The sequence below is a fragment of the Streptomyces sp. NPDC059866 genome (genome assembly GCF_042731325.1).
Taxonomy (GTDB): domain Bacteria; phylum Actinomycetota; class Actinomycetes; order Streptomycetales; family Streptomycetaceae; genus Streptomyces; species Streptomyces flavusporus.
This window is the reverse complement of the sequence record NZ_JBHWJT010000021.1, coordinates 103,038-115,896: the sequence shown is the minus strand read 5'-3', so window position 1 is coordinate 115,896 and position 12,859 is coordinate 103,038. Positions and strand designations below refer to the sequence as shown.

Annotated in this window: 8 protein-coding genes and 1 pseudogene; all 9 read right to left on the bottom strand. The window is 71.2% G+C overall.

Annotation, left to right across the window (positions count from 1 at the left end; translation table 11 throughout):
* Positions 1–3: 3 nt before the first annotated feature.
* Positions 4–651, bottom strand: a complete 648-nt coding sequence (locus tag ACFV7R_RS30205; RefSeq protein WP_385269053.1) for a PIG-L deacetylase family protein — start codon at positions 649–651, stop codon at positions 4–6.
* Positions 648–1,457 (bottom strand): glucose-1-phosphate cytidylyltransferase, encoded by an 810-nt coding sequence (locus tag ACFV7R_RS30200; RefSeq protein WP_385269051.1) that lies wholly within the window; start codon positions 1,455–1,457, stop codon positions 648–650. Before ACFV7R_RS30200 ends, ACFV7R_RS30205 begins: the two co-directional genes overlap by 4 nt.
* Before the next feature lie 11 nt (positions 1,458–1,468).
* Complete coding sequence (locus ACFV7R_RS30195) at positions 1,469–2,704, bottom strand: class I SAM-dependent methyltransferase (RefSeq protein WP_385269049.1); 1,236 nt, start codon at positions 2,702–2,704, stop codon at positions 1,469–1,471.
* Positions 2,701–3,945 carry a glycosyltransferase gene (locus ACFV7R_RS30190; RefSeq protein ID WP_385269180.1) on the bottom strand — a complete coding sequence of 415 codons (1,245 nt, stop codon included), beginning with the start codon at positions 3,943–3,945 and terminating at the stop codon, positions 2,701–2,703. Before ACFV7R_RS30190 ends, ACFV7R_RS30195 begins: the two co-directional genes overlap by 4 nt.
* 21 nt (positions 3,946–3,966) lie before the next feature.
* Positions 3,967–5,249, bottom strand: a pseudogene (locus ACFV7R_RS30185) (O-antigen ligase domain-containing protein); the annotation flags it as partial.
* Between the two features lies 1 nt (position 5,250).
* A complete protein-coding gene (locus tag ACFV7R_RS30180; protein WP_385269178.1) occupies positions 5,251–6,777 on the bottom strand; it encodes a right-handed parallel beta-helix repeat-containing protein in 1,527 nt (508 codons plus the stop codon).
* A gap of 14 nt (positions 6,778–6,791) precedes the next feature.
* A complete protein-coding gene (locus tag ACFV7R_RS30175) occupies positions 6,792–8,750 on the bottom strand; it encodes an alginate lyase family protein (RefSeq protein WP_385269047.1) in 1,959 nt (652 codons plus the stop codon).
* Positions 8,747–10,918, bottom strand: a complete 2,172-nt coding sequence (locus ACFV7R_RS30170; protein ID WP_385269045.1) for a bi-domain-containing oxidoreductase — start codon at positions 10,916–10,918, stop codon at positions 8,747–8,749. The genes ACFV7R_RS30175 and ACFV7R_RS30170 overlap by 4 nt, the downstream gene beginning before the upstream one ends.
* An 18-nt stretch (positions 10,919–10,936) precedes the next feature.
* Positions 10,937–12,859, bottom strand: a complete 1,923-nt coding sequence (gene asnB, locus ACFV7R_RS30165) for an asparagine synthase (glutamine-hydrolyzing) (RefSeq protein WP_385269043.1) — start codon at positions 12,857–12,859, stop codon at positions 10,937–10,939.

The following is a 12,859-nucleotide window of genomic DNA, read 5'->3' as shown; positions in this document are numbered from 1 at the left end:
GGTTCAACCCCCCAGGTTGAGCGTGAGTTTGGTGACGGCGAACGCCTCGGCGTAGCGCGCGTGGCATTCGATGCCGCGGATCCGCGCAAGGCCGAGGAAGGCCTCCCGGTCGTACCAGGGCCGGTGCCGCTGCGAGGGGTAGTGCTCCTGCAGCAGCCGCACCTTCTGTTCGGCGATCTCCGGCGACAGCGGCTGGTACGCCGCCGGACGGCCGAGATCGCCGTCCCACTTGACGATCTCGTAGCCGAGCACGAGGTGGTCGCGGAAGGCGGTGGGTATCAGCTTCGCCAGGCCGCGGTGGTCCTGGTGCGCGTCGTCGGTGCGCGGGGCGAGGATCAGATCCGGGTCGGTCCGCTCGCGCAGTTCCTCGACCGTGGCCTTGGCCTCGTCCCAGTGCACGGGCATCCGGCCGTCCGGCAGTTTGAGCACGGTCAGCCGCAGATCGGCGTCCGGGCAGAAGGCGGTGAGCGCGGCCCGCTCCTCCTGCTCGCGTTCGCTGCCGCCGCCGGAGAGCACCAGTGCGTCGATACGGAGACCCGGCCGCGCGTGGCACAGCGTCAGCAGCGTGCCGCCGGCGCCGATGGCGATGTCGTCGCAGTGCGCGCCCACCGCGACGATCCGGTCCAGGCGCCCGGCGCCGAGCCGGATCACGCGGTCCTCACCCCGGCGTTCGCCCCCGCGCCGTCCCGTTCCCACACGGCCCACGGGCGGTCGCCCCGGGCGTAGGCGGCGTCGAGCGCGGCCCGCTCCTTCACGGTGTCGGTCGGCTTCCAGAAGCCGCGGTGCTGGTGCGCCACAAGGCGGCCCCGCTTGGCCAGTTGGGCGCATCCGTCCGCGACCAGGTCCCCGTTCTCCGGGATGTGGTCGAAGACCTCCTGGCGGAGCACGAAATAGCCGCCGTTCTCCCACAGCGGCAGTTCGCTCACCGCGGTGATGCCACCCACCAGGCCGTCCTCGCCCAACTCCACGCAGTGGAACGACGACTGCGGCGGCACCACCATCATCGACGCACCCGCGTCGCGCTGCGCGAACCGGTCGATCATCTCCGGCAGCGGGGCGTCGGTGAGCACGTCGGCGTAGTTGGCGAGGAACATCTCGTCGCCGTCCAGGTGGTGCCGCACCCGGCGCAACCGCTCCCCGATCGGTGACTCGATGCCGGTCTGCGCGAACGTGATCGTCCAGTCCGAGATGTCGGTGGACAGCAGCTCGGTCCGCCCGCCTCGCAGTACGAAGTCGTTGGACGTCGTCTCCTCGTAGTTGAGGAAGAAGTCCTTGATGTGGTGGGCCCCGTAGCCGAGGCACAGGATGAACTCCGTGTGCCCGAAGTGCGCGTAGTAGCGCATGACATGCCAGATCAGCGGCCTCGGCCCGACCATCGCCATCGGCTTGGGCACGTCGTCGGCGGCTCCGCTGCGCATCCGCATCCCGTAACCGCCGCAGAACAGAACGACCTTCATGCTGTGCCCTTTCAAGACGCGACCTCGACAATGCTCAGTTCCGGGATGGGAAAGACAAGGCGACCGCCCCAGTCGTGTACGAAGGACAGCTGCTCGACCAGCTCGACCCGCAGGTTCCACGGGAGGACGAGGACGTAGTCCGGTCTGTCGACGGCTATCTGCTCGGGCGGCAGGATCGGGATGCGGGTGCCCGGGGTGAACCTGCCGTGCTTGTAGGGGTTGCGGTCGACCGTGTACGGGAGCAGGTCGGGCCGGATGCCGCAGTGGTTGAGGAGGGTGTTGCCCTTGCCCGGGGCGCCGTAGCCGACGACCGTCTCGCCGCGCTCGGCCGCCTCGATGAGGAACCGCAGCAGGTCACGGCGCACCTTGGCCACCCGGGCTGAGAACTCGGTGTACCCGGACAGCTCCTGCAGCCCGGCGGCCTTCTCCCGGGCCAGCACATCGGCCACCCGCCGGCTCGGCTCGCCGGCCACCTCGACCGGCCGGGCCCACAGCCGGATGGAGCCACCGTGCGTGGGCAGCAGCTCGACGTCCACGAGCGCGAGTCCGCCGCTCGCCAGCGCCCGGGTCGCGGACGCGACCGTGTAGTACTGGAAATGCTCGTGGTAGATCGTGTCGTACTGGTTCTCCTCGATCAGGGTCAGCAGGTGCTGCACCTCGATGGAGACCCAGCCGTCGTCGGCGACCAGGGCGCGCAGCCCCTGGGTGAACCCGACCACGTCGGGGATGTGTGCGTACACGTTGTTGGCCACGACCAGGTTTGCCGGACCGTGCTCTTCGCGGACGGCGGCGCCGGTGGCCGGGTCCAGGAACTCCGTGAGCGTGGGCACACCCGCCTTCCGCGCCGCGGCGCCGACGTTCACCGACGGCTCGATGCCGAGGCAGCGGATCCCGCGGTCCACCACGTGCCTCAGCAGGTACCCGTCGTTGCTCGCGACCTCGACCACGAAGGCGTCGGGGCCGAGATCCAGCCGCTGTACGGCGTCGGCGACGAACGTGCGCGCGTGCTCCACCCAGGAGGTCGAGTAGGAGGAGAAGTACGCGTACTCGCTGAACGTCTCCTCCGGCGTGATCAGCGGAGGAATCTGCGCGAGCCGGCAGTCGGTGCAGACCCGTAGGTGCAGCGGGTACGTCGGCTCCGGCTTGTCCAGTTGGTCCGCGGCGAGAAAGCTCTCACACGGTGGCGTCGCCCCGAGATCGACGACGCTCGTCATCGCTTCCGAGCCGCAGAGTCGGCATCGTGTCATCTACTGTCCCCATCCCCCCTGCTCGCGCGGGTGTCCCCGCCGCGAGCCAGTGCTGACCGACCCGCGATCGCGGTGCGGTACTCCTCCACCAGGCGTTCCAGCCCGACGACCGGGCTGAAGTCCTTCTCGTAACGGCGCCTGGCCGCCTGGCCCATCTCCTGGTTGCGGGCCGGCTCGGCCGCGATCCGGCGTATGCAGGACGCGAGCGAGGCGGGCTCGCCCGGCTGGTGCAGCAGCCCGGTGACCCCGTCCTCGACGAGCTCGACGAAGGCGCCGTGGCCGGCGGCGACGACCGGGACCCCCGCCGCCATCGCCTCCACGACCACCAGGCCGAACGCCTCCAGCCACGTCGAGGGAGCCACCACGGCGACCGCCCGCGCGACGGCCTCCCGGCACTGGGCCGGGTCGTACAGACCGACGTAGCGCACGTCGTCCCGGCCCGCCGCCCAGGCGGTCACCTCGCGCTCAAGTGGCCCCGCGCCGGCGATCACGAGCGGCACGCCCACACCGCCGTCCGCTGCGACCTCGTCCCACGCGGCCATGAGCAGCCGCACGCCCTTGGCCTCCGCCAGCCGGCCGAGATAGAGCAGATGCTCGCCGACGCCAGTTCGACAAGTACCCGGGTCGGGCACGAAGTTGGGCTTCACCGCCAGTCGCTCGGCCGGCATGCCGGCCCGCACCAGGACGTCGCGCTGCGCCACGGAGATGCAGAAGAACCGCTCCACGCCGGACCACCACCGCCGCCGGTTGACCGACAGGCTGACCGCGAGCGGCACCGTCGCAAGGCGGGAGTTCCGGTAGCAGCCGTGCCGGACGGCGGGCAGCGGCGCCGCCGATCCGACGCACTCGGTGCACGGTCGGCCGTCCCGCTGCAGCGTGCCGGGCGGGCAGACCTGGGTGTAGTTGTGCAGCGTGGCGACGGCGGGCACGTCGGCGTCGGCGCAGGCGGCCAGCACCGCGGGCGACAGGAGCGGGAAGACGTTGTGGACGTGGACCACGTCCGGCCGCTCGGTGCGCAGCCGGGCGGCGAGCTCCGCGCGGACCGCCGGGTTCCACGGCACAAGGAGCGGCACCGCGGCCTTGCCCAGCAGGGACCGGGCGGCAATGTCGTCGCTGCGCCGCTCGAACACCTCGACCCGGTGGCCGGCCGCGCGCAGCAGCGCCACCTCCTGGTCGACGACCTTGTTCTCCCCGCTCGGCTGCGCCGAGGCGTAGCGGTTGTGCACCACGAGGACGTGCATGCTCAGGTCACCTCCGATCTCCGCCCAGCGCGGGATGTGTCGTCGAGGACTTCGGGCGTTGCGAGAGGACCGGCCGCGGCAGGTGCCGCCAGCAGCGAGGCGGCCACGGCCAGATGCAGCAGATACGGCGAGGCGTCGCCCAGCCCGGCCTCGGTGTACGACGCGATCGCGCAGTAACTGATCAGGAAGATCGCGCAGGCCCTCGACAGCGACGGTGGCCGCAGCAACGCGACGCCGCCCAGCACGATGATGATCGCCGCCACCAAGGCGACGCCGATCAGACCCTGTTCGTGGTAAACAGCCAGCCAGCTGTTGTCGATCGGCAGCCCGCCGAACGACTTGTCGCCCAGGCCCATGCCGAACACCTTCTCCGCGGTCGTCCGGGGCGCTGCCAGCAGGGCGTCCCAGACCTTGGCCCGACCGGTGAGGCTGGTGAAGTACTCCTTGCTCTGTCCGCGCAGGAACCATGCCTGGAGAGCGGAGCCGAACCCCACCGCGGCCACCGCGGCGCACAGCACCGCCCAGGTGAAGAACCGGCGGGCGGCGGCGCTGGTCAGGATGAGCGAACCGATCGCCAACGTCAGCCCGATGAGCAGGCCGAGCGTGGCCGTCCGGGTATGGGTCAGCGCGAGCAGGACGAGTGACGGCACGATGACCACCGCCGCGCCGGCCCTGTCGGTCCGGCGGCCCAGTACGAGCAGCACGGTGAGCCCGATGATCACCGCGGCGTACTGTCCGATCTGCGGCGGGGTGAGCGGCCACAACGCGCCGACAAGGCGTCCGCCGTAGAGCTCGGGCATGGCCGCGCCCGGTGAGATGACCAGGCCGGCGGCCACCGATCCGAGCACCGCGAAGTACATCCGGATGTGGTGCCGGACGAACGTCAGGCCGCCGTCCCACCAGCGGCTGAGCAGCCACAGCGTGCCGACGAAGAGAGCCAGCCGGGCGCAGCGGAACAGCGCGCCGAACCCGGACTCCAGGTTCACGCTGGAGATCACGCTCGGCACCAGCAGCAGGGTCAGCAGGAACACGAAGGCGCTGGCTCGGATGCGCAGCCGGAGATTGACGGCGAGCGCCAGCGCGAACGCGGCGGCCAGCGCGCCCATGGTGACCATCTGGATGAGGGAGCGGGGCAGCGGGATGATGGTCTTCGCCCCGGCGGAGCCGAGCGTGTTGAGGACCAGCAACCCCCAGACGATCCCGACGATCTTCGGTGTGCCGGCAGGGCGCGGTTCGGCATCGGGCCGCGTGCCCGCCGTGTCCGGTCCGCCCGGCCGCCCACCGCGCCGCAGGTCTCCGCCCATGTCAACCACCGGCCCGTGCACGGAAGGTGCTGCCCGCGTCCTGCTGGTACGGAGTGCCCTGCCACTTCCCGAAGCCGAGCACCCGGCTCGGGTCCTGGGCGACGAACTTCCATGGCCCGAGGTAGACGTTGTCGTGCCAGCGGTTGTGCTGCTTGCGGGTGATCGCCTCGGCCACCCGCTCGCCGTGGTACGGCGACCAGTCCGGATAGGTGCCGTAGTTGGCCAGCACCGCCATGCGGTCGCACTTGTCCGTGCACTTGACGACGGACTTGTCCAGCACGAAGCGGTTGTCGTGGATGTCCACCCGCTGGGTCTTCCACCGGCAGTCGGCGTAGAGCGGTGGCTTGGCGATGGCCGGCCTCGCGCAGCGGTCGGTGTCCCGCACCAGCAACGTGCAGTCACCGGAGGAGGTGTTGGCCGGGCTGTTGCAGAACCGGTCGGCGTTCTCCCACAGGGTGATCCCGGACCAGTTGTTCTCCAGCACGTTCCGGTAGATCTCGATCTTGTCGGTGCGGGCTTTGATCCGTGGTTCGCCGCCGGACTCGGACAGGTAGACCGTCGCGTACGGGAAGTTGTCGCCGCGGTCGGCTTCCCTGCGGCCCTCGACCCAGTTGTTCTGCCGGATCATGTTGTTCCGGACAACCGCGTTGTAGCTGGTCTCGTAGATCAGGGCGGCACCGTCGTTGGCTTCGAGCACGTTGTTCTCGATGCGGAAGTCGTTGTTGTTGGTGTCCGCCCACAACCCTGTTCCGCGGTTGTCGTGCACCCAGTTGCCGCGTACGTCGGCGCCGTCGACGGCCCAGAACTTGATGCCTCCGGTGCAGCCGCAGCCCTCCCGCCGCCGCTCCCAGTCGTCGGTGTTGTTGCCCACGATCTCGTTGCCCTCGACCACCAGGCCGCTGATACGGCCGCCGGCCTTGTACGCGTTCATGCCGTACTGGCCGTTGCCGCGCAGACAGCTGGCGCGGACCCGCTGGCGGGCACCGGCCATCAGCCCGGCACCGGAGTTGTCCTGGATCGTCGCGTGCTCGATCACCCACCCGTCGGCCGAGTCATGGTTGACCACGCCCTCGTCCGGCGGCGCGACGAAACGCTGCACGGTCAGGTGACGAATGGTGACGTTGGGGGCACTGCCGCCGAACGCGTACTGGTTCTTCTTCCGGCCGTCGAGCACCGCGCCTGGCGCACCGAGGTAGCGGTTCCCCTCCTTGGGGATGACCTGGGCGTAGCGGTCCGGGTCGAGCCGGTGCTTGCCCGGTCGAAGCCAGAACGTGGTGTTCGGGGGGCTGTTCTTGGTCTTCGCTGCCAGGTCGCCGACCACCGCGGGGTCGACGGTCACCGCGCCCGCCGGCGCCTTCGCCGGCCCGGCCGCGGGCTTGGCGCACACCCGGGCCACGGGCGGCGTGGACGACGGCGCAGCGGTCGGCTTCGCCCCGGCGTCCGACGTGCTGTCACAGCCGGTCGCCGCCAGCAGGGCCAGCGCCGGCGGTGCCGCCGCCCACGCCCAGTGCCGCCTCTTGCTCTTGATCCCCACGCGCCCCCCTAGCCGCGGAACCTGAGCATGGTGGTGAAGCCCTCCGCGCCGTCGGCGAAGCCGGTGCCGACCAGCGTGGTGGTGGGTTCCTTGCGCCCGAATCCGGCGGAGTACCAGCCCAGCGGCGGGTCGCTCTCGCCGCGATGCGCCCGCCAGCTCAGCTGCCCGGGCAGGTCGAGCACCGCGGAGCGCCCCTCGCCGTCCCGGGTCCAGGTGAGCACGGCCCGGTTCCCCACCAGGTCCGCGACGATCGCCGGGCCGAGGTGGAACGCCAGCTGCACGGCCCGGTTCGGACCGCGCACCTCGTCGACCACCCGCAGCTCCTGGCTCACGGCCGTCAGCTCCACCCGGCGGCGGTGCACGGAACGCTGGTAACCGTGGTGCTCGGCACACCAGCGGGCCACACCCTCGTCGGAGGTGTCCGCGGCCAGGACGCGGCTCATGGCATGCCGGGTCCACAGGAACGGGCCGCCGGAGACGGACTGGTCACCGCCGTCCAGCCGCAGGGTGTTGTGGCCGAGGGTCGACCGGAAGTACTGCCGCCACTCGGGCTGCCCGTGGTAGCAGTACGTCCCCGGGTCGGCGAGCACGTCGACCCCGTCGTGCCGGACCTCCACGGACAGCGCGTCCGCGTGGGCGTGCGCGGCGATGGACAGGAAGCCGTGCGGACCACCGTCGCAGCGGCACCAGATCTCTTCCGGACCGCGCAGGATGGTGAGCCCCGCGTCGGCGAAATGAGCCGGTCGGCTTGCCGGGCGGGTCACGGCCGGTGCGGTTCCGTCTTTCGCGTACGGCCGGATGAGCGCGGCCAGCAGCGGGGTGCGCACATCGGTGCCGGTCACCGCCGGCCACCAGGCGAGCCGGCCGAACACGGCGTCTCCGGTGGCCAGCAGCGACGCCCAGCGATCGGTGCCCGCGCCGTCCACGACCAGACCGTGCCCGTCGTCCGCGTCGCCCTGGCGCGGCGGCCGTAACCGGCTGTCCACGATGGCCGCGAGCGCGTCGGTCATCCGCAGCAGCACCAGCCGGATCGACGCGGGCACCGGCACGTCGGCGGCATCCGCCTCGGCCACCGCGGCCAGGCCGAGTTCCAGCACAAGGCCGTGATACTCGGTGGCCAGCTCGCGGTTGAGACCGGAGTCGAAGGTATTGCTTCGCAGGTGCCGCTCCAGCGACCGCAGTGCGTCGGCTCGCCAACGCGCCGAGGAGGGGAACCACCCGAACGCGCAGGCCGCTGCCAACTGCCCGGCGGCCTCGGCGATGACGTGGTTGTTCGCCGAAGACCCCCGGCTGGGGAAGGCGGCAAGCCAGCGCTGGTGGTGCCAGATCTGGTTCAGCGCCACCGGGTTGCCCTCGAACAGCCCGGCCGCGCCCGGCCAGCCGTCGAGCAGCCGGCGGATCCACACCCAGGACAGCAGTCGGATGCCCAGCTCGATGCCGCTGATCCAATGGACGCCGCGCAGCGGTGGGTTGGCCGCCCACCACGACCGCAGATGCTCGGCCACGCGCTCGGCGTACCGCTCGTTCCCGGTGATCGCGTAGGCGGCGGCGAGCACGGTCAGGTACTGATGCCGGGACGGCTCCCAGATCTGCTTGATGTCCCCGACCGCGTCCTCGTTGCGGTACGGCACGTCGAAGGCGTAGCCGAACGGAGCCCGGCGCCCGGTCTTCGGGTCGTACCACCAGTCCGGGTCGGTCAGGTCGTCGCGGACCACCCCGAAGAACTCGGCGTGCCCGTACATCAGCCGGTCCGCCTCGGCGACGAGACGCTTCGCGGCGTCCGGGGGTATCGCGGCGACCGTCCCGGCGGGCAGTACCGCGGTGAACCGTGCGCCGGTCACGCTCGGGCAGTCCGGCCGCGCCGACCGCCACCGCCGCCTGCGCACCGCGTCGCCCACCCGGCCCGCGACCTCCTGCGGTCCCATCCGGGACAGCCGCCGCAGGTACCAGCCCGCGCTCATGGTCATCGCGCCCCCGCCAACGTCACCGGGGCACCGGCGGCCAGGCCGGCCTGCACGGCGAGGGTGGCCGCCGTGGTGGCGACCAGCGACTGAAGCGGCACCGGCATCGGCCCGCCGGTCCGCACGGCCTTGACGAACGCGGCCAGCTCGGCGTTCTGGCCCTTGTCCCGGGCCTTGGGCAGCCGCGAACTGACCCACCGCTTGCGGCCGTACACCGATGCACGGACGAAGTCGTCGAGCTTCAGCACCTTGCCGTCCGCGACCAGGTCCAGCGTCTCCTTGGGGAAGCCGGGCGCGCCGGTGGTGACGTAACTGATGGTGGCGGTGGACCCGTCCGGGTAGCGCAGCACGACCTGGAGGTCCTCGTTGCCGGACGTGCCGACCGCGTACACCGAGACCGGGTCGGCCCCCAGCAGCCAGCTCGCCGTGTCGATGAAGTGCCCGCCCTCGCCCACGAACCGCGAGCCCTCGCTGCCCTGTTGGAGGTACCAGCTGCCGTGCTGCAGTCGGCCCGCGTTGACCAGGTAGCGGAGGCTCGCCGGGCCGGTACGGGCGCCGAACCGCTGCCTGGCCTCCTGCAGCAGGGGCGCGAACCGGCGGTTGAAGCCCACCTGCAGCCGGTCGTTGCCGGACTCCTCCACTGCCGCCAGCACGTCGGCCAGCTCGTCCTCGGTGAGGGCCAGGGGCTTCTCCACGAACACGGTCTTGCCGGCCAGCAGGGCCTTTCGGGTCAGTTCGGCGTGCGAGCTGTGCCGGGTGACCACGAACACCGCGTCGATGGACTTGTCGCCGAGCACGGCGTCGAGGTCGGTGGTCGCCTCGGCGAAGCCGAACTTCCGCTGCGCGTTGGCCGCGGACAGAGCCGTCGTGGTGACGACGGTCGACAACTCGACGCCGTCGCGCTGTGCCAGGTGCGGCAGCAGCATCGACGTCGCGTAGTTGCCCGCGCCGACGAACGCAAGGCGCACCGGCGTCTTGGCGGCGCGGGCCGGACTCGGCTTCACGTTCACCGCGGGCACGGCGACCGCGGGGGCCTCCGCCTCGACCGTCTGCTCGGGGTACTTGAACAGCACGGCCACGGCCTTCAGGTCGCCGTTCTTCAGGCTCTGGTACGTCTCGACGGCGTCGTCGAAGTCGGCGATGTGGGAGACCAGGGGCTCCACGTCGACGCGGCCGCGGGCGAGGAGATCGAGGAAGCACGCCAGGTTGCGGCGCTCGGTCCAGCGCACGTAGCCGATCGGGTAGTCGCGGCCCTCGAGCTCGTACTCCGGGTCGTAGCGCCCGGGGCCGTAACTGCGGGAGAACCGGACGTCGAGCTCTTTCTCGTAGTACGCGTTCCACGGCAGGTCCAGGCGGCACTTGCCGATGTCGACGACCCGGCCGCGGTCCCGGCAGAGCCGGGCGGCCAGCTCGACGGGCTGATTGCTGCCGCCGCCGGCTGCCAGGTACACCTGGTCCACGCCGTGACCGCCGGTGAGTTCGGCGACGGCGGTTTCCACGGCCGCGGACGTGGGATCGCCGCAGGCCGCGGCGCCCAGGCGCTCGGCGAGCTCGCAGCGCACCGGGTCGGGGTCGACGCCGACGACGCGGACTCCGGAGGCGGCGAGGAGCTGCACCACCAGCTGTCCGATCAGTCCGAGGCCGATGACCAGTGCCACCTCGCCGAGCTGTGACTCGCCCTGGCGGACGCCCTGCAGCGCGATCGACCCGACGGTGCCGAAGGCCGCGTGCCGCGGCGCGAGGCCGTCCGGCACCGGAGTGCAGAGGTTCTTCGGCACCCAGTTCAGCTCGGCGTGCAACGCGTGCTCGTTGCCGGCACAGGCCACCAGGTCGCCGACCTTCACATCGTCGATCCCGGCGCCGACCTGCTCGACCACCCCGCACAGCGAGTAGCCCAGCGGCGTGTAGGAGTCCAGCTTGCCCATCACCTTGCGGTAGGTGGCGGGCACCCCGTTGGTGGCCACGCTCTGCATGACCTTGGCCACCTGGTCCGGGCGGGAGCGGGCCTTGCCCAGCATCGACATGCCGGCCTCGGACACCTTCATGAGCTCGGTCCCGGTGGATATCAGCGAGTAGGCGCTGCGGACCAGCACACCGCCCGGCTTGCACCCCGGCACCGGAACGTCGAGCACCGCCAGCTCGCCGCTCTTGTAGTTCTGCACAACCTGCTTCACCCGAACTCCTCTGATTTCCTAAGCCGTTGACCGAGTGCTCTGGCCGGACCCAGAGGTCGCGTCGCGATACCAGTACTCGAGGGTCAGCACATGCCACAGATGCTTGGAGAAGTCCCGCTGCCCGGCGGCGTCCTCGGCGACGAGCCGCTGCAGCGCGTCGCGGCGCAGGAACCCGGAACGGACGAGCTCGCCGTCATTGATCACCTCGCGCACCAGCGGTGCCAGATCCCGGCTCATCCAGGCGCGCAGCGGGGCGCTGAACAGGCCCTTGGGCCGGTAGACGATCTCCCGGGGCAGGACCGAGCCGGCCGCCTCCTTGAGTACGGCCTTGCCCTGCCGTCCGACGATCTTGCGATCGCCGGGCACGGCGAACGCCGCCTTGACCACCTCGACGTCCACGTACGGCACCCGCACCTCGGTCGACGCGGCCATGCTGGAGCGGTCCGTGTACGTGAGGTTCAGGCCCGGCAGGAACATCCGGGCGTCGCCCAGGCACATACGGTTGACGAAGTCGTCGAGGTCGTTGTCTCGGTAGACGTCCGCGTGCTCGGTCAGCACGTCGTCGACCGTCCCGGCCAGGTCCGGGTCGATGAGAGCGAGGAGTTCGTCCTGGTCGTACATGGTGTAGCTGCGCCGGAACGCGGTCTCCTCCGGCAGATCGGCGAAGGAGAGGAACCGCTTCGCGAAGCGCACCGACCGGTACCCCCGGCGGGACGTGGCGACCGGCAGCCGGTCCACGGCCCTCGACAGGCCGCGCCGCAGGGGTCGCGGGACGCGCTGGTAGCGCAGCGCGAGCAGGTTGGCCAGGTGCTTGCGGTACCCCGCGAACAGTTCGTCGGCGCCCATCCCCGAGAGCATCACCTTGACCCCGGCCTCCCGGGCGGCCGAGCAGATCAGGAACGTGTTGATCGCGGCGGGGTCACCGATCGGCTCGTCCAGGTGGTACGTCATCTGCGGCAGCAGGTCGAGCACGTTCGGGGCGATCTCGATCTCGTGCAGGTCGACGCCGAACCGCTCGGCCACCTGCCGGGCGTAGCGCAGGTCGTCCGGCATGGCCTCGAACTTGGCGTCCTCGGCGCGGAACCCGATCGTGTAGGCGGAGATCCCGGGTTGGTGGCGGGCTGCCAGCGCGGTCAGGTAGCTGGAGTCGAGGCCGCCGGAGAGGAAGGTCGCCACGGGTACGTCGGAGAGCAGGTGGCGCCGGGTCGACTCCTCGACGACGGCGGCGAGGTCCGGTGGCTCACTGTCGCGGGCCTCGTGGGCGACGTCCCGGAGGTTCCAGTACCGGCCGCGCTCCACCCGGCCGTCGGGCCGGCAGCGCAGCCAGCTCCCCGGTGGCAGCTTCTCCGCCTCACGGAACGCGCAGCGCGAGTCCGGCACCCAGTAGTAGAGGAGCGAGGCCACCAGCGCCGCCGGGTCCACCTCGAGCGACCCGCCGGTCGCGGCGGCGAGCGCCTTGAGCTCGGAGGCGAACACCAGACCCTCGCCGCGCCGGAGCAGGAACAGCGGCTTGATGCCCAACTGGTCGCGGGCCAGCACCAGTTCACCGGTGCGCTCGTCGAAGACCGCGAACGCGAACATGCCGCGCAAGCGGGGCAGGCAGTCGGTGCCCCAGCGCCGCCAGGCCTCCAGCAGCACCTCGGTGTCGGAGGTACCGCGGAAGCGCACCCCGGAAGCGGCCAGCTCGGCACGCAGCGCGGGCGCGTTGTACAGCTCGCCGTTGTAGGTGAGGGCGAGGCCGTCCGAGACCATCGGCTGGGCGCCGGTCTCGGACAGGTCGATGATGGCGAGCCGGCGGTGTCCGAGCTGCACTTCGCCGTCACCGACGGGGTGGCCGTACCGGCCCGCCCCGTCCGGACCGCGGTGGGCGAGGGTTTCGGTGAGCCGGTCGGTCACCAGCTTCCCGTCCGGCCATCGGTAAGTACCTGCGATGCCACACAT

Bases quoted from the DNA above. Each gene is read 5' to 3' on its own strand.
- ACFV7R_RS30200 (WP_385269051.1), bottom strand. From the start codon at position 1,457: ATGAAGGTCGTTCTGTTCTGCGGCGGTTACGGGATGCGGATGCGCAGC.
- ACFV7R_RS30195 (WP_385269049.1), bottom strand. From the start codon at position 2,704: ATGACACGATGCCGACTCTGCGGCTCGGAAGCGATGACGAGCGTCGTC.
- ACFV7R_RS30190 (WP_385269180.1), bottom strand. From the start codon at position 3,945: ATGCACGTCCTCGTGGTGCACAACCGCTACGCCTCGGCGCAGCCGAGC.
- ACFV7R_RS30175 (WP_385269047.1), bottom strand. From the start codon at position 8,750: ATGACCATGAGCGCGGGCTGGTACCTGCGGCGGCTGTCCCGGATGGGA.
- asnB (WP_385269043.1), bottom strand. From the start codon at position 12,859: ATGTGTGGCATCGCAGGTACTTACCGATGGCCGGACGGGAAGCTGGTG.